Annotated in this window: 21 protein-coding genes and 1 pseudogene; 10 read left to right on the forward strand and 12 right to left on the reverse strand. The window is 39.5% G+C overall.

Annotation, left to right across the window (positions count from 1 at the left end):
* The first annotated feature begins 320 nt into the window (after positions 1-320).
* The gene (locus AACU33_RS18880; RefSeq protein WP_096590119.1) at positions 321-1,622 is read left to right on the forward strand and encodes an AAA family ATPase; all 1,302 of its coding nucleotides are present in this window, start codon (positions 321-323) and stop codon (positions 1,620-1,622) included.
* Positions 1,619-2,485, forward strand: a complete 867-nt coding sequence (locus AACU33_RS18885; RefSeq protein ID WP_096590120.1) for a DUF4435 domain-containing protein — start codon at positions 1,619-1,621, stop codon at positions 2,483-2,485. Before AACU33_RS18880 ends, AACU33_RS18885 begins: the two co-directional genes overlap by 4 nt.
* A 55-nt stretch (positions 2,486-2,540) precedes the next feature.
* Here AACU33_RS18885 and AACU33_RS18890 read toward each other — a convergent pair whose 3' ends face one another.
* From AACU33_RS18890 to AACU33_RS18900, 3 genes are all read right to left on the reverse strand, one after another.
* Entirely contained in the window at positions 2,541-2,879 is a 339-nt protein-coding gene (locus AACU33_RS18890; protein WP_096590121.1) for a hypothetical protein, read from the reverse strand.
* Positions 2,880-3,072: 193 nt separating this feature from the next.
* On the reverse strand, positions 3,073-4,272 hold the full coding sequence (locus AACU33_RS18895; RefSeq protein ID WP_096590122.1) for a hypothetical protein: 1,200 nt from the start codon (positions 4,270-4,272) through the stop codon (positions 3,073-3,075).
* A gap of 193 nt (positions 4,273-4,465) precedes the next feature.
* The gene (locus AACU33_RS18900) at positions 4,466-6,028 is read right to left on the reverse strand and encodes a DUF4419 domain-containing protein (protein ID WP_096590123.1); all 1,563 of its coding nucleotides are present in this window, start codon (positions 6,026-6,028) and stop codon (positions 4,466-4,468) included.
* 249 nt (positions 6,029-6,277) lie between these two features.
* Between AACU33_RS18900 and AACU33_RS18905 the strand changes: the two genes are divergently transcribed.
* Positions 6,278-6,514 carry a hypothetical protein gene (locus AACU33_RS18905; RefSeq protein WP_096590124.1) on the forward strand — a complete coding sequence of 79 codons (237 nt, stop codon included), beginning with the start codon at positions 6,278-6,280 and terminating at the stop codon, positions 6,512-6,514.
* Between the two features lie 30 nt (positions 6,515-6,544).
* Here AACU33_RS18905 and AACU33_RS18910 read toward each other — a convergent pair whose 3' ends face one another.
* Positions 6,545-7,381 (reverse strand): GNAT family N-acetyltransferase, encoded by an 837-nt coding sequence (locus AACU33_RS18910; protein WP_096590125.1) that lies wholly within the window; start codon positions 7,379-7,381, stop codon positions 6,545-6,547.
* 135 nt (positions 7,382-7,516) lie between these two features.
* On the opposite strand from AACU33_RS18910, the gene AACU33_RS18915 reads away from it, so the two are divergent.
* The gene (locus tag AACU33_RS18915; protein WP_096590126.1) at positions 7,517-8,383 is read left to right on the forward strand and encodes a lysophospholipid acyltransferase family protein; all 867 of its coding nucleotides are present in this window, start codon (positions 7,517-7,519) and stop codon (positions 8,381-8,383) included.
* A gap of 209 nt (positions 8,384-8,592) precedes the next feature.
* Here the strand turns inward: AACU33_RS18915 and AACU33_RS18920 are convergent, their stop codons facing one another.
* On the reverse strand, positions 8,593-8,838 hold the full coding sequence (locus AACU33_RS18920) for a hypothetical protein (RefSeq protein ID WP_339376137.1): 246 nt from the start codon (positions 8,836-8,838) through the stop codon (positions 8,593-8,595).
* Between the two features lie 233 nt (positions 8,839-9,071).
* Here AACU33_RS18920 and pgr5 point away from each other — a divergent pair, with 233 nt between their 5' ends.
* From pgr5 to AACU33_RS18940, 4 genes are all read left to right on the forward strand, one after another.
* Complete coding sequence (gene pgr5 / locus AACU33_RS18925; protein ID WP_096590127.1) at positions 9,072-9,269, forward strand: cyclic electron transport protein PGR5; 198 nt, start codon at positions 9,072-9,074, stop codon at positions 9,267-9,269.
* Positions 9,270-9,837: 568 nt separating this feature from the next.
* Positions 9,838-10,539 (forward strand): NADH-quinone oxidoreductase subunit NuoB, encoded by a 702-nt coding sequence (gene nuoB, locus AACU33_RS18930; protein ID WP_096595298.1) that lies wholly within the window; start codon positions 9,838-9,840, stop codon positions 10,537-10,539.
* The gene (locus AACU33_RS18935; protein WP_096590128.1) at positions 10,540-10,965 is read left to right on the forward strand and encodes a GNAT family N-acetyltransferase; all 426 of its coding nucleotides are present in this window, start codon (positions 10,540-10,542) and stop codon (positions 10,963-10,965) included.
* Between the two features lie 186 nt (positions 10,966-11,151).
* Positions 11,152-11,610, forward strand: coding sequence for a VOC family protein (locus AACU33_RS18940; protein WP_096590129.1), 459 nt, complete (start codon positions 11,152-11,154; stop codon positions 11,608-11,610).
* A 3-nt stretch (positions 11,611-11,613) separates the two neighbouring features.
* On the opposite strand, the gene AACU33_RS18945 is transcribed toward AACU33_RS18940, so the two are convergent.
* A complete protein-coding gene (locus tag AACU33_RS18945; protein WP_339376138.1) occupies positions 11,614-11,781 on the reverse strand; it encodes a hypothetical protein in 168 nt (55 codons plus the stop codon).
* 238 nt (positions 11,782-12,019) lie between these two features.
* Here AACU33_RS18945 and AACU33_RS18950 point away from each other — a divergent pair, with 238 nt between their 5' ends.
* A complete protein-coding gene (locus AACU33_RS18950; protein ID WP_096590130.1) occupies positions 12,020-13,402 on the forward strand; it encodes a cytochrome P450 in 1,383 nt (460 codons plus the stop codon).
* A 151-nt stretch (positions 13,403-13,553) separates the two neighbouring features.
* On the opposite strand, the gene AACU33_RS18955 is transcribed toward AACU33_RS18950, so the two are convergent.
* The 3 genes and pseudogenes from AACU33_RS18955 to psbQ form a co-directional block, all read right to left on the reverse strand.
* A complete protein-coding gene (locus AACU33_RS18955; RefSeq protein WP_096590131.1) occupies positions 13,554-14,405 on the reverse strand; it encodes an alpha/beta fold hydrolase in 852 nt (283 codons plus the stop codon).
* A 138-nt stretch (positions 14,406-14,543) separates the two neighbouring features.
* Positions 14,544-15,632 carry an NAD(P)/FAD-dependent oxidoreductase gene (locus AACU33_RS18960; protein ID WP_096590132.1) on the reverse strand — a complete coding sequence of 363 codons (1,089 nt, stop codon included), beginning with the start codon at positions 15,630-15,632 and terminating at the stop codon, positions 14,544-14,546.
* 79 nt (positions 15,633-15,711) lie between these two features.
* Positions 15,712-16,194, reverse strand: a pseudogene (psbQ, locus tag AACU33_RS18965) (photosystem II protein PsbQ); the annotation flags it as partial.
* A 311-nt stretch (positions 16,195-16,505) separates the two neighbouring features.
* Between psbQ and AACU33_RS18970 the strand changes: the two are divergent.
* The gene (locus AACU33_RS18970) at positions 16,506-16,934 is read left to right on the forward strand and encodes a hypothetical protein (RefSeq protein ID WP_096590134.1); all 429 of its coding nucleotides are present in this window, start codon (positions 16,506-16,508) and stop codon (positions 16,932-16,934) included.
* A 68-nt stretch (positions 16,935-17,002) separates the two neighbouring features.
* Here AACU33_RS18970 and AACU33_RS18975 read toward each other — a convergent pair whose 3' ends face one another.
* The 3 genes from AACU33_RS18975 to eboE form a co-directional block, all read right to left on the reverse strand.
* On the reverse strand, positions 17,003-18,460 hold the full coding sequence (locus AACU33_RS18975) for a sensor histidine kinase (protein ID WP_339376139.1): 1,458 nt from the start codon (positions 18,458-18,460) through the stop codon (positions 17,003-17,005).
* An 826-nt stretch (positions 18,461-19,286) separates the two neighbouring features.
* A complete protein-coding gene (locus tag AACU33_RS18980) occupies positions 19,287-20,660 on the reverse strand; it encodes an alkaline phosphatase family protein (protein WP_096590135.1) in 1,374 nt (457 codons plus the stop codon).
* 15 nt (positions 20,661-20,675) lie between these two features.
* Positions 20,676-21,902: a metabolite traffic protein EboE gene (gene eboE, locus AACU33_RS18985; protein ID WP_096590136.1), complete on the reverse strand. Its 1,227-nt coding sequence runs from the start codon at positions 21,900-21,902 to the stop codon at positions 20,676-20,678.
* Positions 21,903-21,929: the final 27 nt, after the last annotated feature.

Raw genomic sequence — 21,929 nt, forward strand, 5'->3', positions numbered from 1 at the left:
CCGTTTTTCCTCAAAACAATCAAAAATTTCCTAGTAAGGACTTTAGTCTTTACTAGGAGTTGGCTGTTTAACAATAAATCCAAGCTTGGAGATAAGCGCGCAGAGATGCTTCTTGAGCTTTCTCAACTACTTGTTGGGCTTTATCCAGTTGTCCTAAGGCGACATACTGCTTCAGCAAAGCGATCGCTAATAGCTAAAATTTGTTTCTGCTTACACTAAACAGATACAAAAAATGTGCCTTTGTGTAACCTCTGCTTTGCAAGAGAAGATAGAGGTTACAATCAAAGTCATCAAGCCAATGGCTATAGGACTCAATGACCATGCGAATTCAGCAAATTTCCGTCAGTGGCTTATTTGGAATTTTTGATCATGTAATTCCATTGAATATGGATGAACGAATCACCATCATTCACGGGCCAAATGGTTTTGGTAAAACAGCGATATTGAGAATATTGAATAGTTTGTTCAATTCTCAGCACTCAGAATTGATAGCTATACCGTTTAGAAGGTTTCGAGTTGAATTTGATAATAGTAGTAGTTTTGAAATAACAAAAAAAGTTGATGATCTAGAAGACTGGGAAAATAGTGATGTTATTTTCACATTTTATCAGCTTGGTTCTGAGCCACTCTCTTTTTATTTGCAGCAAAAAAAGGCTCTTGATGATGTTGATACAATATCAATAAGTGGCCGAACAAGTACTATAATTTTATATAAATATCTAGAGATTTTAAATAAGAATGTATCGTCTGCAATAGTCAAGTCAAAAGAAGAGCCTGAGTGGTTAGACAATTTGAAACGCAATATTTATATTCGCCTCATTGAATCACAACGTTTGCTTAACTTTGTTGCTAATGATACTTCCAGAGCAGAGCGTGAAACCCCATCAATATTGTCAACTGTGTCTGCTTACTCTGATGAACTTGCTAAACTGATGCAAGATAAATTTAAGGAATACGGCACAATATCTCAAGCTCTTGACAGAACTTTTCCACTTAGAGTGGTGAAGCAACAGCCATCCGCAGATTTAACAGATGAACAACTTCGTCATCAACTAAACGAACTTGAAGCTACACGTACTCGGCTTATAGAAGTAGGTCTTTTAGATAAAGATGAGGATACAGAATTTCAAATCCAGCCTCAAGATATAGATGAAAGTACTAAAAATGCTTTGTCTGTATATGTTGAGGATGTAGAAAAGAAGCTGAGTGTTTTTGAGGAAATAGCAAGCAAAATCGAGTTATTAAGGAAGATTATTAATAATAAGTTTGCTTACTCCTACAAAGAAATAAACTTTAGTAAAGACAAGGGATTTGTAATTACAACGCGATATAACTCCCATGTATCTAATTCAAAAGTTCTTTCGCCAACAGATTTATCATCTGGCGAACAACATGAACTAGTTCTGCTATATGAACTACTATTTAAAGTTAAGCCTAACTCTCTAGTATTAATTGATGAGCCTGAACTATCTCTTCACGTAGGATGGCAAATTCAGTTTTTAAAGGATTTGCAAGAAATCACAAAGCTTGCTGACCTAGATATTCTCATGGCTACTCATTCACCAGATATCATTCAAGATCGCTGGGATTTGACAGTTGAACTGAAAGGGCCAGAAAAGTGAGAGATTTTCTTTCAGTTGACCGTGATGCCAACAAAATTAGACTACTAAGAAGCACTCATCCAGGCACTTTTTTATTAGTAGAAGGTGGTTCAGACAAAACTTTCTACGAGCGTTTTGTTGATACATTAGCTTGTAAGTTAATTACTGTTTCGGGAAAACCATCCAGTAAACTGCGTGTTATTGCTGTGCTGGAAACTTTAGAGAAATCAAGCTTTCAAGGGATTTTAGCGATTGTTGATGCAGACTTTGATCGCCTTGCAACTGTGTCATACAGCAGCCCTAATCTGCTTCGCACCGATACCCATGACCTTGAAACAATGCTGATTAAATCACCAGCATTGAACAAAGTAATTGCTGAGTTTGGTTCTGAAGACAAGATTAGCCAATTTAATCGAGACATCAGATCGATATTACTCGAAACTGGAATGTCGTTAGGTTATCTGCTTTGGATATCTCAGTGTGATGGATTGAACTTGACCTTTGATGGTATTACATTCAGCAGATTTATTGACGAGCAAACGCTGCAAATTGATGAACTTAAACTGATTAGAGAAGTGAAAAATAAATCACAAGCGTTCTCGTTGAAAGATGAAGACCTGCAACAGCGACTAATTATGCAAAAGAACAACAGCCACGATCCTTGGCAAGTTTGCTGTGGTCATGACCTAGTAGAACTATTTTCATTCAGCTTACGCAAAACAATTGGCTCAAATAAACCTTCTGATGTTGAACCAATCAGCCTTGAGCGTAATTTACGGCTTGCTTATGAAGCAGCTTACTTTCGTGAAACACTTCTCTACTCAGATATTCGTGTATGGGAAAGTAACAATCAGCCGTTTAAGGTTTTGCGAAATGACATATAGCTCTTGCAATTATTTTGAGGAAGCGATCGCTCTTTCTACCACCTGCTGCATAATCTTAAGCTGCTCTAGACTGAGATAGTCTATAACCGATGAGCGAAGACAAACGAGAAGGTAGTTGTGGAAACGATATAAATCGCCTCATCTCAGCGTCGTACTCAATACGATAATTAGTAATTGCATTATTGTTGTAAAAAGATAAAAAATTAGTAGAGACTTGCTCATTAATTACAAAAGGCAAGTAGTTTATTTTACCCTGCAAATATATTTCAGCTAAACTAGAATCATTCTCTACAGATGCATAAGCCGCCGATAATATTTGCCCTGTTTTCTGAAGCTTGTGCTTGATAATTGGATTTTGAAAATTAATGAAAATAAAATACTCACTTTTTAACATATTTATTTCTTCTATAATTTATTTATTTAATTAATTTATTTTGAATTATCTAATTTTTGTGAATAATTACAATTTTAAGCTGCTCTAGACTTAAAGGTATAACATTAGCGATCGCAATCATAACTCAACGACAACAGTAAGTTATTGAGAGCGATCGCCTTTCTGCTACCCTGTTTTTACCTTCGCGTTGTTTTTATAATTGTAAATTGCCAAAAATCTTCTGGTTGTCTCGGCTAGCCACGCGAATCATATCACCTTCTTTGACAGCAACCTGCGGTGTCCACTCATAAATCCCATCGCTAGCGGTACGGGTAGAAATATTTTGGATAGTTTTGTTGTTGCGATCGTACAACTTAATTGACACATCGCCGTTGATATTGTCTCGCCACAATATTAAATAAGGTCGATTTTGTTCAATCTGTACTTTACCAACAGGTTGATCGATTAATATTTGCGGTACAACTTTTTGAGTTCTAGCTCTGCGAAATCCTAGATAATGCGGTAAATGTCGAAATGTAGGATTTTCTTGAGGACTAGACAGTTCGGGTAAGATAATATTCCCTATTTTTGAATCAAATAGATAAGTCGATCTGCCACCGTCAACTGTAATAATATCTCCTTTAACACCTAACTTGCGTAATAATCCAGCAGCTTCATCCAGAGTTGTTTGATTCACCGTCAAAATTAACAGTTGCTCGTTACCTCGATTACCATCTTTATCCAGAGTCCCAATAACTTGATATTTATTTACTTGATTTTGGGCTAATACTTTCGCTGGATGGTCGCTATATTTATAACTGACAATTGCATTTTTTACTGCTTTTTGGTTGAGAGGCGCACCGCTAACTGGGTCATAATCTGTAATATATGCTTGCTTCTCATCCCAAACCAAAGCTTTTAAGCGAATTGTGCGGTAAAACTCATGCTTTGGTTGCTTAATTGGGCCGTAAGGGCTATGACCGCCACTGATAACTACGCCATTAAATTTAATGGGAAAGGATAACTGCGTACTGGACTGGTATTGCTCGAAAAACGAACAATTGATCGTGGAAAATACATCATTGCCATAAAGTTTTTTATATTCATCATTTACTTGGGAAAACAACTTATTTTTAAAATAAGGACTATAGTGCCCACCTTCACCTTTATAGTATTTACCTTGACCGTAACCCATATTATCGACCTCACCAATAACTTGGTCGATACGCATTTTTCTAAGGTCAATTACTTGTAAATATGCTGTATTACCATTCGTTAATTCTTTTTTGTATAACCCTGCACCATCTATTAAATGAAGGGGCTGATAAGAAGATAGAGGGTTAGAAACTTGGGCTATAAAAATACTAGCCAAAAGTGGAATTACGAAAAATAAGAAGCCTATTAAAGCATTCATCTAGGTTGTTTGTAGCTAAAAATAAACATCCCAAATTATATCCGTTGATAGGTAAGTAAACTAAAATATTTATATCAATTCAAATAAGTTAAGTAGTAGGCAATGCCCACCATATCCGGGTTTGGTGGGCACTGCCCACCCTACAGATACTACAGATACTGTTCCCTACCTTTATGAGTAATTTCGCAACTCATTAGCAGACGAAATTGGCATCATCAAAGTAGTAACGCCCCTGAGCTTGAAATATGCGTTCTAAAAGTTCGGGAATACTCTGAGCAATAATTACGGGATCTTGAAGCGGCTCGCGATCTAAACTCGGCTTACCCCCCACAAAAATCAAACATTCGTTCTTGTGAGGTTTATAAACGTAGGCAATACAACGCCCATCTTCAAGATCGATGAGGTGAGTTGCATCATCGCGGAAAGATATTGGGTTAGAGATTGTGCAGTCTTTTCTATCAATATACTTTGGAATCTGCCAAGAATGACCGCTATCAGCGTAAAGTGTGGCTCCATCAAAACGCTCTAGCATTTGAATGTGTTCTTTGGGAACTACATCTGTTGAACTTCGATAAAATTCCGACCAATTAACTGGCGGTTGTGTGAGATGCTGTTGTTGAATATTATCGAGTAACTGTGCAAAGCGATCGCTGCGATCGCGCAATGCCCAACCAATTTCCGGTTGTAAAGTTTGCTGCTCAGAATCTTGATGCACGCCAATAAAACCAGCAAGTAGTTCTAAAGAATACTCTATTCCATCTCGCGTTATCAGCTGGAATGGCACTTGAGAAATTCCCAAAGGCAACCTTTCAGCAGAAATGCCACGAACAACTCGCTCAAACAATGCTTCGGATGATGACGCATTCGGAAGTTCGCAGCGATCGATTTCTAAAATCGGATTTCGTACCGAAGCAGCTTTAGTTATTGAATAATCCGTCAAATAAGGGAACAAATCAGTTAACCAACCAGTAATTAACTCAGCACCATAAACAGGTTTAGGTTTGTAGATGCAGCGCCAAAACTCTAGGGATGGTTTACCGGCAGCTGTTTCCACAAACTCTCGACAAATCGGCAATAAGCGCGCAGTCCACCATTCTAAGTCATACTTAGCCATCATTTGCACGCGATCGCAGATACTTTGCCAATCTTCGACAGTACCCAACAGCGTAATCTCCGGAATGCCGCACACGCAGGACATCATGTAGTCAAAATACTGTTGGAAAGCATTCATCATCACCACATGACTGGCTGTTTTAGTGATGGGTGTCGTCGTACTAAAGTTACACTCTAACAATCGATATAGATCGGCTCCTACACGATCGCGAATTTGCAATACCCATTGTTGCACTGCTTCACTCCAGTGCTGGGGTTCGCTATTAATTTGTGGAGTTTTAACTACGAGTTTTTCTTTCCCTTGGTGACGAACAAAACGCGATCGCAAAGTTTCCGCATGATTATTAATATGTTGCCCAAATCCTTGCGCTATTGCGATCCAAATAATGTCAGGTGTTAATAATAACGGACGATGTTCGCTAAAAGCAGCATGAACAGCCAGCGCTAGCGGATGAATACCTTGGTCTGGAATTACCTCAAATGTATCATTGTGACTGAATGCCAGAAGTTGTTTACCAAATTCCTTCTCTAACTGCAATTTGGCATTTGTAGTAGGTAATCGCTCTTGAGCGCTTTTCACATCGTCTACACCAAAGCGAATTTTACCTGTAGTTTGTTCTAATATAGGTGCCAGTACTGACATAAGTTAACTCTACTGATATTTATAGTTTTAAAGGACTTGATAACAAACTCCTGTTATGGAGATACTTGCTGCCATTCATCAAGTAAAGCTGGCAAATACTAGTGTATTTCAGTATTTGTTAGCGTCAACTTGCACTCAAAAATTATCCTTCTATATTTGTTAGAATAATAACCATAAAATTATTGATTTAAATTATACCTTTCAAATCATTACATTCCTGCTAAATCAACTATCGAGGGGAATAAAGCTATGGGTTCGATCAAAGAAGGTACGATCGCAGAAGTCGATCGTGGCAGATATCGCCAACAGTCAGTATTAATTATTGAAGATCGTTGTGACAATCCACTGGGTATATTTAATCTTGAGAATAACTATTCAGCAAAGTTAATCTCTGGAGAGAAAGTGACGATTCATGGCGACGATCTCAAGCCATTAGTTACATGTCCTCTTTTAGTTGCAGACATAGATAAGTTAAAAAAAGCTTAAGTAGCTCACCAAATGGAGTTTTTCTCATTCCTAAATAAATGAGTAGTCGTGCCAATCGCAGATAGGGCGATAGCCAATCTTTTGGTAGATGTAATTAGAAGTAGGATTTGCTAAATCGGTAAACAGAAAACAGCGATCGCATCCATTATCTAAAAGTTTTTGGCTTAAAGCGGCAACACAGGCAGTCGCGTATCCTTTGCCACGGTACTCTGGTGGTGTATAGACCGGGCCAATACGCGCCGCCGCAGGTAAAGATTTACTACCGCTAGCCCATGAAACAGGGATACCATCTGACCATAGATGAATACTTTGCCGCTTCAGTCCAGCGTTGACGGCCTGTTCTACATCTTGAGAAATCACCTCACCAACTTCAGCGATAAAATTTGTCAACCACTCTACTAGCAAAGGGCGATCGCTTTCGGTAGCAAGTCTGAGATCGCCGCTGACAGTCGCAACAGGTTCTACTTGGGTTAACTGGTGAATTCTCAACTCCATTACCCGTCGATAGGGCTGTTCAGTCAATGTTTGCCATGCTTGCAAAAACGTTTCTACCTCTGCAACCAGTCCGCTTACACCAGGGAGTTGCTGTGAATTGTCTTGCAAATCGTGAGCAATCAGCGCTATTGCATTCAAATCCTCTGCTTTCGACAACACCAGCTTGTTTGGAGGAGTGCGGATAGCCGCAGCCAGAATCTTGCCTTTTGTTTGCGCGATCGCTAAATAAGCAGGATCGGGATAACGTTCTGGGTAATGCAACAGAGTATGTGAAATACCAAGCAACAAATTATGCTCTGCCTCATACTGGAGTAAGTAATCTTGAGCGTTATTCCAAAATTCCTGAATATTATTAAATCGGCGTAATTCCATGATTCACTTCCTCACTACGGCTGCTGCAAACAATTTTAAAATTTTCGTAACAGCTAATCATGGAAAAATTCCACAAACAAGGGATGAAAATCCTTCTTGCTTTTTTTCCTCGTTCTCTATTTTTGAGTTAAATGTATGAGCCATGACTTGTTGAAAATATCAAATAATGGATCTGCCTCTGTACCAGGTTGGTCATTAAAAGAGCGCGATGCTGAGTTTATTGAATTATTAATGCCTGTATGGGAATGGTTTTACCGTTACTATTTTCAAGTAAAAACTGACGGATGGCATCACATACCAACACAAGGAAATGTATTACTAGTTGGCTCTCATAATGGGGGAATGGCTTCTCCCGATTTGATAATGATGATGTACGATTGGTTTTCTAGATTTGGAACTCAGCGTTTGGTTTATGGTTTAATGCATCCTTACGCTTGGAAAGTAAGTCCAAAAATAGCCGAACTAGCTCAAAAATTAGGAGCCATTATCGCACATCCAAAAATGGCTAGTGCTGCTTTTGATCTAGGTGCTAGCGTTTTGGTATATCCAGGAGGACAATATGATATGTTTCGCCCTTACAGCCAACGCCATAAAATTAATTTTGCCGGACATAAAGGCTTTATCAAGTTAGCTTTAAAACAAGAAGTTCCTATTATTCCTTTAATATCAGTAGGCGCTCATGAAACTTTGATAGTTTTATTTGACTGTTACGATTTAGTAAAACAATTGCATCAGTGGGGATTGCCGTGGTTATATCAATTAGATCCAGGAGTTTTTCCTATTTACTTAGGTTTACCTTGGGGCTTGTCTATTGGCCCTTTACCTAATATTCCTTTACCTGTGCAAATTCATACTCGTGTTTGCCAACCAATTATTTTTGATAGATATGGCAAAGATGCTGCTAGAGATCGTAACTATGTACGTGCTTGTTATGAATTAGTTCATACCCAAATGCAGCAAGAGCTAGATCGATTAGTTAAGGATACTCAAAAATCTAGCTAGAATATCAGGCTATGGGACTCAATGAGTAGGCAAATTCCCAAATTTATGTACTTGACACCACTTTGCGCGGCGTCAGGAAGGCAAGGACAATTGCTACCAATAACAATGCGGGAACTCTCATTCACTGCTTTAACAAAGAACTTTAGCTCTATTAGGCAATAAATGCTGCACTTCGTGTTTCTCTAGATTTTGCAGCGCGTTGTGATTCTTCATAAATAACGTGCATTTATGCCAATACGTCGGGCTGTTATGCCAATACGTCGGGCTGTTATGCCAATGCATCGGTCTGTTATGCCAATACGTTGGGCTGTTATATTAATGCGTCGGTCTGTTATGCCAATACGTCGAGCTGTTATATTAATGCGTCGGTCTGTTATGCCAATACGTCGGGCTGTTATGCCAATACACAAACGTGCAAGTTTTAACCAACCCACTTTGATTTGCCCTTGCTGCACAAAGATAGATGCATCGGCAAGTTTATTAATTTAACTATTGAGTTTATCTAGGCGATCGCTAGTTTTTTCCCAGTGCGATCTACAACACGATAAGTCCTCAAGTAATTGGTGTTAAAGGTAAAAACACAAAAATTAAGTTAGTGCTTAACGCCTCGATCTTTGCTGGTGTAAACGGAGTGAGACAGGCAGACTGAGATTATTAACAGTAAATCAGCACAAGAGGACTAAATATTATGTTTGCACCAATTATTGTTATAGTTCGCACTCATCTAGGTCAAGCCAAGTTTAATCAACTACGGGGCAAATTGATTGCACAGCACGCTCAGATTATTACTCACTTTTGTAATTATCTTAATATTGACCATAGCACCCGTCAGCATTTAATCCGTCTAGCGCGCGATAACGGTAAGCGCTTAGGTTTACTTGCTTGAGTAAAAGATAAACAATCAACTAGCGATGATATTTTACCAAAGTAGGGGTTTAGCAATGCTAAACCCTTAAATTTATCTAAAATTAACTGATGCGTAGGCACAGCCCGTCGTAGACATCGCTCCTAGCTTTTCACGCACTTTAGACGATGGAGAACCGCAATTACACCGAATATGGGGAGACAAGGGAGTGTGGGAAGTGTGGGGAGTGTGGGGAGAAATAACTAATGATATCAAGTTCGGATCAACACTTGTCATTGCGAGCGAAGCGAAGCAATCGCAGAGAACTTGTGATTGCTACCCTGCGGGAAGCCACTTCGTGTCTACGTTCCACTGCGTTACACTCGCAATGACATATCACAAGTAATTTACCGGACATGATATGACAAATGACAAAGGACAAATGACTCTTACTTGTTAACTTAGAGCTTAAGTTAGTACCTTAACACCTTTATCTTTAGTGGTGCAGTTTGGAAAGTTGTCAGACACTTTAGTTAGCAATGAGGTAGCGATTGATCGCTCCACAAAATTTGCAATTATTCCAAAACTGATTAATTGGGGAACTCAACTTATGACAAGTTCAATTATCAATCCCGTTGAGCGTCCAGAAATTACGCAACAATTATCTGAAAACGTGATTCTCACCACAGTAGACGATATCTACAACTGGGTGAAAATGTCCAGTCTGTATCCGTTGATGTTTGGTACAGCTTGCTGCTTCATGGAGTTTATGGCTGCTTATGCATCTCGCTTTGATTTAGAGCGATATGGGATGATTCCTCGTGCAACTCCGCGACAAGCAGATCTATTAATTACCGCTGGGACTATTACAATGAAGTATGCCCCTAACTTGGTGCGACTCTACGAGCAAATGCCAGAACCTAAGTATGTCATTGCAATGGGAGCTTGCACAATTACAGGGGGAATGTTCAGCGTTGATTCACCCAGTGCAGTGCGAGGTGTAGATAAATTAATCCCTGTTGATATTTATATACCAGGATGCCCGCCCAGACCGGAAGCTGTAATCGATGCAATTATCAAATTGCGCAAGAAAATTGGCAATGAAAGCATTCAAGAACGGGAGCAAAACCAACAAACTCACCGCTATTACAGTATTACTCATCAGATGAAGCCTGTAGCTCCCGTCAATGATGGACAATATCTTAGAAGTGCGACGCGGGAAGTTCCACCTTCAGAACTTGCGATCGCTCCTGGTTTAGAATTACCCTTAGCACTGCAAGAAACTCAAAATTCTGAACTTCCCCCAGACTAAATGACTCATATCAACCTTGCTAAGTCGGATGCAGAAATCGAGCGTTGTTTTCCAATTATGCAAGCGCTGCGTCCCCATCTCATCGCTAGCGATTTTGTCAGCCGGATTAGAAGACAAGAACAGCAAGGCTATCAACTGGCTTATCTTGAAGATGATGGGAGCATCAAGGCTGTAGGAGGATTTAGAATCGGTGAATCTTTATCTTGGGGTAAGTTTCTCTATGTCGATGATTTGGTGACTCAAGAAAGCGATCGCTCTCAAGGCTATGGTACTCATCTATTAAATTGGCTGTTTGATTATGCCAAAGCTAATGCTTGCGAACAATTACATCTCGATTCAGGCGTTCAGCGTTTCGCGGCTCATCGTTTTTACTTCAAACAGCGTTTAGAAATTAGAGCTTATCACTTTGCGATCGACCTGATTTAAATTAGGTTAGTGCAATTAAAGTAGACCTTTGATTGCTAGAATTTTTGGGAAGAAGTAGATGTACTTATAGAAGAATTGCGCGTAGGCGTAGCCCGCCGCAGGCATCGCTACGCTATTCTACCTTTGTGTTGATCGGCTATATCTTAATCTGAAAGATATTGTTCATTTCGCAAAAGGTGAAAGCTAATGTCAGATCTAGGTTTTACTCACATCGCCCTTGGGGTAAGCGACATCGATCGAAGCATATCGTTTTATGCAAAGTATGCTGCAATGCAAGTAGTGCATCGTCGCACTGATAAAACGAAGCACGTAGACGTTGCTTGGATTAGCGATTTAACGCGACCATTCGTGATTGTGTTAATTCAAGTTGCGGAATTAAAATGCACGCTTGCGCCTGCATCCCATCTGGGAGTAGCTTGTAAAACTCGTGAGGAAGTAGACCGCCTCTGCAATGAAGCGCGCTTAGAAGGTGTGTTGATAGATGGGCCGCATGACTGGGGTTTTCCCGTCGGTTACTGGGCTTTTTTTCGAGATCCTGATGGTCATACCCTTGAAGTTTCCTATGGTCAAGAGATTAATTTCACTGTCGAGCAAGCAGTAAATAAAAATAATGCAGACTTAACAATTGAAAATTTTAGAAGATGAGGTTTAGTGATGAAGAATATTGGTGACAAACTCAGTCTGTATCAGGCGATAACTGGTGCTGGCTTCATGACACTTATTTAAGTTGAAATAAGCGGGAGAAATCGGCGTTCTGGCTTTTGCTAACACCCAAAATTCTAGCCATTCATTCAAAATCAGTTTGTTTTTAGCCAAATTGCTCTATCCGCTTTTAGCTCCCCAACAAGTGAAAGCAATTTTTGTTAACCTGCAAAAAGGACGTGAATTAGCTAACAAAGCTGAGTTTCTCCTAGGCTACCGCTTTGAAGATTATTGGCAAGAACCAACGAACAATGTAATAAATCACTTATGCTTACCTAAAATTTCTATGATTTCAGAGCAACATTACTTTCAATTTTCAAACATCCTCTAAATAACTATTAGGAGAAAAATAATGATTAAACTTCAAGAAAAATCTCCCGAACCAACTCTCGCCAAGCTACCAAACGGCTACCAAGAATCACAATGGTTGCAGACAATCAAAATAATTTTACAACCACTAGAAAATCTAGAACGGTTGCGAGAGCGCTATGGAGATATTTTTTATAGTAAATTTAATAGTTTTCCACCGCAATTAATCATCAGCGATACCCAAGCAATTCAGCAAATTTTTACTGCCGATCCCAAGCTATTTGATTCAGGTTCAGGAAACCAAATTGTTCAACCATTGGTAGGGACAAACTCACTAATTTTGTTAGATGGCGATCGCCACACGCAACAGCGTAAGCTTTTGATGCCTCCATTTCACGGTGAAAGGATGCGAGCTTACGGTCAAATTATCCGTGAGATAACAGAGCAAGTAATTAGCCAATGGAAAATTGGGCAACCTTTTGTAGCTCGTGCCAGTATGCAGGATATTTCCTTACAAGTGATTTTGCGGTCTGTTTTTGGACTGAAGGAAGGAGAGCGTTATCAACACATCAAGCAGATTTTAATTGCGTTTTTGAATACTTTTAATCATCCTTTAAGTGCAACTTTACTGTTTTTCAAATCGCTACAAAAAGATTTAGGTGCTTGGAGTCCTTGGGGAAAATTTGTGCGACGCAGACAGGAACTCGATCGCCTGGTTTATCAAGAAATTAATGAGCGTCGAGAGCAAGGTAAAACTGACGGTGAAGATATCCTCAGCTTATTAATGTCTGCGCGTGATGAAGCAGGTCAACCGATGAGTGATGTAGAATTACGCGATGAGTTGATGACTATGCTATTTGCGGGTCATGAAACAACTGCGATCGCACTCGCTTGGGCTTTATATTGGATTCACTATCTCCCAGAAGTCCGCGAAAAACTGCTGCAAGAACTCAATTCTATTGATATCGCCAATGCAGACCCGATGGCGATCGCGCAATTGCCATATTTAAATGCTGTCTGTTCAGAAACACTGCGGATTTACCCAGTTGTTTTCTTTTGTTTACCAAGAATTCTGAAAAAGGATATGCAATTGATGGGCTATGATGTCCCAAAAGGAATGTACTTGTCAATCTGCACTTATTTGACGCACCAGCGCCCTGATATCTATCCTGAACCTAAGCGTTTTAAACCAGAACGTTTCCTCGAACGGCAGTTTTCCCCTTATGAATTTTTACCTTTTGGCGGTGCTAATCGTCGGTGTATTGGCGCAGCATTTGCCATGTTTGAAATGAAATTAGTATTGGCAACTATCCTGTCGCACTACTCACTAGAATTGCTGGATAAAGTTCCTTTGCAACCTGTGCGTCGCGGTATAGTATTTGCACCACCTGGAGGCGTGCATTTAGCGGTAAAAGAGAAACTATAAATTATGACAAGTTAGTGGTTAAGATTTTATTCTTAGCTACTAATAGCATTACACTTTCATAATGATACAACCACGTGGGTAAGGGTTTAGCAATGCTAAACCCCTACGAAAATATGTCTAGATCGAGTTTTTTGGTATAACCCTCATAACTTCAACGAGATTCAGCACGCCGAACAAAAGGTAAAAGGTCTTCTAAAATTGTCTCGTGGTAGTGTTCTTGAGCATAGTGACCAACGTTATTCAGTTTTACTAATTCGGTATTGGGAACAGATTTTACAAAATCTTCTGCTATATCTACAGATAACCACGGGTCAATCGTACCCCATTGAATTAAAATTGGTTGTTGCCATTGTTTAAAGCCATTTGAAATTTCTGTCATGGCTGAATCGAGTTGCAAATTGCGAATAGTTGCCAGAAGACCTCGCCCAGGTGCAGAACTTTTCAAATATGGCCGGCGATAAACATCTAAATCTTTATCTTCTATGCGGTAACGGCTTCCACCTTCTAATGTTCTATCAACTAAAAGTGGGTCTTGGGTCATCATTTCACCTGCTAAAGGTAAACCCATTTGTTTAATTTTCCAAGGTAATTTTGCAGCAGGTGAAATTGGTGCATTGATAATAACTAAATTCGCAATTTGTTCGGGATGACGCAAGGCATATTGTAATCCTACAGAACCTAAAAAACCTTGCACAACTAAAGAAAATCGTTCAAGTTCTAAAGCTTTAATAAATCCTTCTAAAGCTGTAATAAACGCATCAGGAGTGTAAGCAAAATCTCTCTTTTCTGGAGTTGCGGAGAAGCCATAACCAATCCAATCAGGTGCGATCGCTTTTGTCCCCTGGTTGGCTAAAGCAGGTAGAATGTGACGCCAGCTATAACTTTGTGAGACTATACCGTGCAGCAATACTACAGGCAGTAAGTCAGTTCTACCAATTGGTTCAGCTTCCCGATAGAACCACTCTAATGAATTTACGGTTATTTTATGTTCTGTTAATGACACGCTACGTTCCTATTAACTCAAGACTCATTTGTCATTGGCCATTTGTTAAACAAATAACAAATGACCGAGTATAAATTTTGTATGCAAAAGCCTTTGGCATTTAATGCCAAGGCAAAATTATCAAAAGTTATGTTTTGATTAAGAATCAACAGGAATCATCATCTCACGAATCGCATAAGCTGTTGCAGGTGCTAGTAAAACGCCGTTGCGATAGTGTCCTGTGGCTAAGAGGACATTATTAAACCCTGGCAATTTACCAATAATGGGTGCTGGGCGTCCTTCGGGGCGGGGACGTAAACCTGACCAAGTGCGAACAATCTTTGCGGATGCTAATTCTGGACAAAAGGCGATCGCTTGTTGTCTCACAGATTCCAATAGTTCTTGATTGGGCGAAATTTCATCGCCATCGCTAGGAAATTCTACTGTTGCACCTACCCAATAGTCGCTACCTCCTACAGGAACGATGTGGACATCATTACCAGTGATGGCTGGCTGGAAGTCAGGATTTCCTAAGGGATGTCCTAAATGTAGTTGTAATGCTTGCCCTAGAACGGGGCGAATATCAACAGTATGGTGTAATTGTGCTGTCAAAAGAGTTGAACCCAGTCCGGCGGCGACTACAAACCAATCAGCAGAAATTTTTCCGGCGGTTGTTTCTAGTTGAGAGCAAACTTGTCCTGAAGTTTGGGTATCTGTGACAGTCACGCCAAATTGAAAGTTAACGCCGTTGTGTTGGGCTGCTTCAACTAACGCTAATGTCAGGGCTGTAGGGTCGAGTTGGCGGTCTTGAGGAGAATAGACAGCACCGATAATTTTTTCATTATCTACCTGGGGGCAGATGTTTTTCATTTGATTTTTATCCCAGATTTCTAACTGCCAGCCTTGAGAGTGGCGAATTGCTTGCAGTTTTTCCCAGTCTGCTAGATTTTCTTCTTCCAAGCAAAGACTGAGGATTCCTTGGCGGTTAAACGGGATTTTATGCCCGGTGATGGCTTCTAATTCGGGAATTAAGGTTTCGTAGCGTTGGATGCTAGTTTGTCGCAGTTGCCAAGCTTTACCCTTGATTTTGTGGCTAATTACGCCCATTAATACACCGAGTGCAGCACCAGTGGAAGCTTGTGCTGGTGGTTGGCGATCGCAAACGGTAATATTTAAACCTTTAACTAAACTTAGTTCATAGGCGATCGCCGCCCCAACTATGCCACAGCCGATAATTACTACATTCATTAGAACTTCATCCAAAAGATAGGAGTTAGGAATGACAAATTTCTCAGTGATTCCTAACTCCTAACTCATAACTCAGGAATTATGATTCGCTGCTTGTCTCAGGAAGCAGATCGAGGAATTTGTCAATGTCTGCAAAAACTGCTTGAGAGTTACTCAAGGCAAGTTGGGTATTGTTATCGGTAGCAGCTTGATCTATTTTCACCAGATGGTTAAACAAATCACGTGCTATTTGACGTGCTGGGGGTTGAGCCTGGGGTAAGAGGTTAGGAATCACATAAGTTATGTTAAGCCTAGCTTCTGTTATCGGGCCATGTATAAAATTACCCACATAGATCCAATCTTTTTTTTGAATCAGTTTTGTCAGTTCTTCTGAGCGATCGCGCACAGCCTGAATTTCTGGCAAATATGTTTGGATTTTCGTCAGTTGTGCTGTTGTATAAGTAGGAGGTGCTTTGGCAACAGTAGGGCCACCACAAGCGATTAGGAATGTTGCCAATAATACTAAAATCAATGACAAAAGAGAGCGTTGACGCGACATATACGGAAATAATTTGCTGTTTGTTTGCCGACTAACAGTGTAATTTTAGATCGCTGTGGTAATTTATCGTTCTTGCTAGGAAAGGATTTTGCCAAAATTTTTAATACTTGCTTAATTATTTGCTGAATTTGGGAAAATTTAAGTATAATTACTCAATATATCTAAATTTCATCGATTAACTGTTTTTGTTCGCGATGATTGTGAGGAAAGCATAAATTTAGAGTTGCGAAACACAAAAGACCTTGATAAGCTGAAACTCTAATACCATGAACCTTCTGGCGGTTTTCTGTAGTCAAATTTCCTCTAGGCCAATGCAATATTAGGAGTGTTTTTTCGTGAACGCATCTGAACAAGCAACGAACCTTGAACTCGCCAGCAAGATTGCTACAGTAGTTAATTTGTTTAAATACGAGTTTCCTGATGCAAAATCAGATCTGAAACCTTGGAAGAACGATCCGGAAACTAGAGAGTTAGTCGATCCCGATTCAATAGATATCGGCTTTCACTTTCCCGGTATCAGCAAATCTTGGCGCAGTCGTAGCGTTTTAATTCAAATTCGATTTTATCAAGATCCAGTAAGCAACTCACGGCGGGCGATCGGTATAGAAGTCGCTGCATTCGATCATCGCGGCGAAGCTTGGCGACTTTCTACCATAGATAACTGGAGTATTGTTGGTGCTTCTATCCCTTCGCCTCAAGTTGCTGAGAAATTAAAACTAATTTGCCGACAAATTTTAGAAGTATTTAATAAAGCTAGCGATTAAAATTATGCGATCGCTCTCTTACAATGCCATTATTGAAATTGAGCAGCCAGTCGTTCAATTAATGTACATTAGGCTTTGATGTTTATCAACTTAATTTTAAATTCTACCCCCGGTTGAGAGGTAATTTCAATTGTTCCTCTTAGTTGCTTCACTAATCCGTAAACCAGGGTCAAACCTAGTGTTTTGTCTTTTTGACTATCAAAATCTTGAGGTAGACCAACACCATTGTCTCGAATAGTAAGTATTAAAGTGCTATCTTCTTGATAACATATAATCTGAATTTCCCCTGCTTGGGATTTAGGAAAAGCATATTTTAAAGCATTAGAAACTAATTCATTGATAATTAAACCGCAAGGAATTACGGTTTCAAGATTCAAGCTAACTTCATCAACTTGAATATTCAGTTTAACAAAATTGGGATTTATATTATAAGAATCAAATAAATGGGTAGTTAGATTAGCAATGTATTCAGCAAAATTAATATTAGATAAATCGGCAGAACGGTAAAGTTTTTCATGAACCAGGGCAATAGAAGCAATACGGTTTTGGCTGTCACGCAGGATGGCATTTGCTTGTAGGTCTTGAGTTCGTCGGCACTGCATTTGTAATAAACTGCTAACAATTCCTAAGTTATTCTTGACACGATGGTGAATTTCTTGGAGTAATACCTCTTTTTCTTTGAGAGATGCTTTTATTTGTTCCTGGTTCTCCTGAAGTGCTTGTTCTGCAAATTTGCGATCGCTGATATCATCAGCAAAGCCAATAAAACGCAGCGGTTTTCCGCTTTCATCCCGCACTATGGTAATCTGGGCAAATATCCAGCGAATTTCGCCATTGGGTCGAACAATTCGGTATTCTCGCATCACAGAGTTACCTGCAAATTGTTTTGACAGAGACTGAGTAACTAGAGGGCGATCTTCGGGATGAATTGCTTCTACCCAAGACTGAGGATTTTGATATAAACTCTCACAACTGCGTCCCCATATACGCTCATAAGCAGGGCTAACATAAATAAACTCTTCTGTGGTGGCTGAACGCACCAAGAATAACTGGCTAATCGTATGGGCGATTTCCTGAAACCGAGCTTCGCTAGCTTTTAAGTCGGCTTCTGATATCTGGTGGTTTGTAATATTATTAGTAGTTGCTAATTGTTTGGGACTAGACAAAGCAACTATTTTGGGAACGATCCTGAATAGTTCAAAGGCTGTGTATAGCACTCCTAAAGCGGCAATGCTTTTAATAAATATGCTTAACCAATACGTAGGATACCAGAGTTTCCAAATATATAATAAGTCAGCGACACCACAAATAATGATAACCGTAGCCAATAACAGAAATATCCAATTGAAGCGCAAATCTTGACGCAGACGTAAAAAATAAATTAGTGTTAGAGGAATTAAATAATTAGCGATCGCAATTATAAATTCAATAAAATGTAGATATACTAAATCTAACGGACAAAGATAGCAATTATTGAGGGGAATCAACTGTTGATTAGCTAAAAGGTTTTTCAATAATTCCAACATCTATTAACCTCAATCATAACTTACCTTTAAAATATAAAGATTTTATTTATTTGTTTACTTTTATTATCTGAGTTGGTTTTGAGACAATTCATGTCATCAAGTTCAGCCTTACACGCTTTAGGTGGTCAAGAATTTGTGTTAATAATACCTACTGCTTCTAAGTTGAATGTTAGAGAGTTCAAGCTTCACACCCTCATAACATTAATTTGACATAACGACAAATAATTATGATGACCGGCAAATTACTCTTAATATCTCATTGCGAACGAAGTGTAGACACGCAGTGGCTTCTCGTTCGACGTTCGCCGGAGGCGTTCTCGCAGAGTAGTCGTTCCCGTAGGGTAGAGTAGCAATCACAAGGACTCTGCAATTGCTACTCTTCGTACCCTAGCCTCCGGCAACGCTATGCCGAAGGCTTTACGGGCGCAATGACGGTTATTGGAACGAACATGATATCAAGCCCAACCCTAAAAATGAAGAGGCACGTGAGATTGAAAAGATTTGTGTAAGGGTAAGCGCTAGGTTTTTGGGAAGATGGGGGACAAGGGGGAGTTATTTAGTTTTGGTTACTGATTAGCGATCGCTTTTCTGAAAAACCGCTTCGCATTACTCACTTACACGCGATCGCCTTCAGCACAAAAATCATTCCATCCATAGAGAACATTCAAACATTCATAACGAACGTTTGAACTTTCTTTATGTAAGGGAACACTTTCTTTAACTAAGCAACGACTTTCTTTAACAAAGTGAAGACTTTCTTTAACAAAGCAACGACTTTCGTTAACTAAGTGAACGTATTCATCACCAACGTGAAAGCGATGCGCATCTACATTGTTAAATGCTTGAGAATCAAAGAGTAAACATCGGTTGCTGCAATTAAGTTGCTATCAACTAAGTCAGTCTGATGGCTAATCAACATCGGCCCTTCCTCAACAGAAGTAGCGATACACCCATGAGAACCCCGCACTAAGGAAGCATCGAGAGGAATCACATCCATGAGGTAGCGGAAACCCAGTTGTTTCTGCAACAGCTTGGTAGCAATTTTGAGTTTGGGAAATTTCAGTTGGGGATCGAGGAAAAGTTCTACAGGATCGTAACCTGGTTTGCGGTGAATATCCACAGTTCTGGCGAAATCAGGCGCTTTCGCATCATCCAGCCAGTAGTAATAGGTAAACCAAGCATCAGATTGTGCGATCGCTACTAACTCCCCAGATCGAGGATGATTTAGATGGTAGGCTTGTTTTCCTTCTTCATCTAATACTTGCGCGACACCTTCGGTTGCTTCTAACAAATCGCGCACTTTCGGAATATACGCCGGATCGTTCACATATATATGTGCAATTTGATGATCGGCTACAGCAAAAGCAATACTAGCACCAGGATCGAGTAGTTCTCTGCCTAACTCTTCTCTAACAGCAATTAAACCATTTTTTCGCAGTACGTGGTTTAAATCCACTGCTTGAGAAACCGGAGTAATACCATATTCGGAAACTATAATTACTTGAGTATTACGTGCTTGATAATATTTAATTAACTCACCACAAACAATATCAATTTCTTTTAAATCTTTTTGGATCTGCTTTTTATCTTGACCAAATTTTTGTAAGCAGTAATCTAAATGCGGTAAATAAACTAATGTTAATGTAGGGCTGTAGCGTTCTTCAACCCACTTGGCAGAATTAGCAATCCATTGGCTAGAAAGAATTGAGGTATTTGGCCCCCAAAAATTAAACAGGGGAAATTGGCCTAAATCCGATTGAATTTCCTCCCGAATATTAGCAGGATATGTATAAATATCTGGTAGCTTTCTGCCATCTGCCGGATACATGGGGCGCGGTGTAATGGCATAGTCTGCGGAAGAATACATATTGTACCACCAAAAAAGATTGGCACAAGTAAAGTTGGGGTCAATAGATTTAGCAACTTCCCAAATTTTAGGAGCTTGTACTAATTTATTCGACTGTCGCCAAAACTTCACTTCACAATCATCTCGGAAGTACCAACCATTAGCCACAATGCCATGTTCATCAGGCAATTTTCCTGTTAAATAAGTAGCCTGAACAGAACAAGTCACAGCAGGTAATACTGGTGTAATTGGTACTACTTGCCCTTTTGCTGCCCATGCAGATAAAAACGGTGTGTTTTCTCCTAGTAAACTAGGTGTTAAGCCGACGACATTGAGAACAACCGTTTTTTGCATTAATTTAATCTCCTTTTAGTTACTAACAAAATTTTTTAATACCCATTCATATTCCCGCTGAATAGAAGTCAGCACATCTATTTTCATTTCGGATGGTAATACATCCCAAGTGTAAGTTTCAATTTCTAAATGATGACAAGCATTATTTTTTTGCAGTAAGTCCAAAATCGTCACAATATCATCTTGCGTTGACTGCAAAATTTGATAATCGCGAATGAAAATTGGTACATGAAAATGAGTCCGCCATTCTTCAGCTAGGGATTTTTCTAAATATGGTAATGCCGTTATCAAATCAGGATAGTGATACAGCTTATCGTCACTGCGCCGTTCTATAACTTGATGCAGATAAGTAGATTCAGCAAAAGGTTGTAAGCGTTCAACTATTAAACGTCGTTGCTCAACATCAGCCGGAATTTTTACTTGAATTGCTGCGCTGATTTGGATTTTGCCAATCTTAATACCTGCTGATTGCAAACGTGTAAATACAGTCTCAGGCTGCTCATATTCCACTGAACAATGACAAGTGTCATAGCAAATGCGCACGTGTTCGAGCAATTTACTTTCTGCTAGACTCTGTTCAATATTTAATTTTTGAGCCAAATAACTACCAGCAATTGGTAACAACCAATTCTCATAAAAATCAATTACTTCAGCAGTATTTTCAATTAAACCATCAGGCTCAGGTTCCAAATCAATGTGCAGCAACTTACCTGTATAGTTCTGAATGCGAACCATTTCTGCGACAACTGAGGCTATATGAAAACAGCTATTCTTCAGAACTATATCCCAAGTGGCTTGGTCGTCTCCCCACCAAGGTTTATAAGATAAAGGTAATGTAGAAATACCGCCATCCAGTTCTTCTGGTAACAGCGCAGCTAAAATTTTTGTCAAGTTTAATGTATACTTCAGCCGTTCCTGAGTTGACCAATCTGGTACATAAACTTGGTCTTTGACAATTTGGTGATGAAATCCCCCGTAAGGAAATCCATTTAAAGTAAAAACATATAAATCTTCTTGATTTAGCCAAGCTTGGAATTTAGCTAAGTTATCATTTTCTAAAAGTTGCTTTGCGGCTATATCTGCTAATCGCAAGCCAATTCCAAAAGGTGCTTGAGGCGATAAACGCGATTTGAGTTCAGGAATATATTTCTCTAAATTATCAAAAACTTCTACCCAACTTTCACCAGGATGAATATTTGTGCAGTAAGTTAGGTGAAATGGGCTATTTGTAGCAATTTTCATCTTGGGTATACATACCTTACGTGAGAT

Origin of the sequence: Calothrix sp. NIES-2098 (genome assembly GCF_963875125.1) — a bacterium.
Taxonomy (GTDB): Bacteria; Cyanobacteriota; Cyanobacteriia; order Cyanobacteriales; family Nostocaceae; genus Aulosira.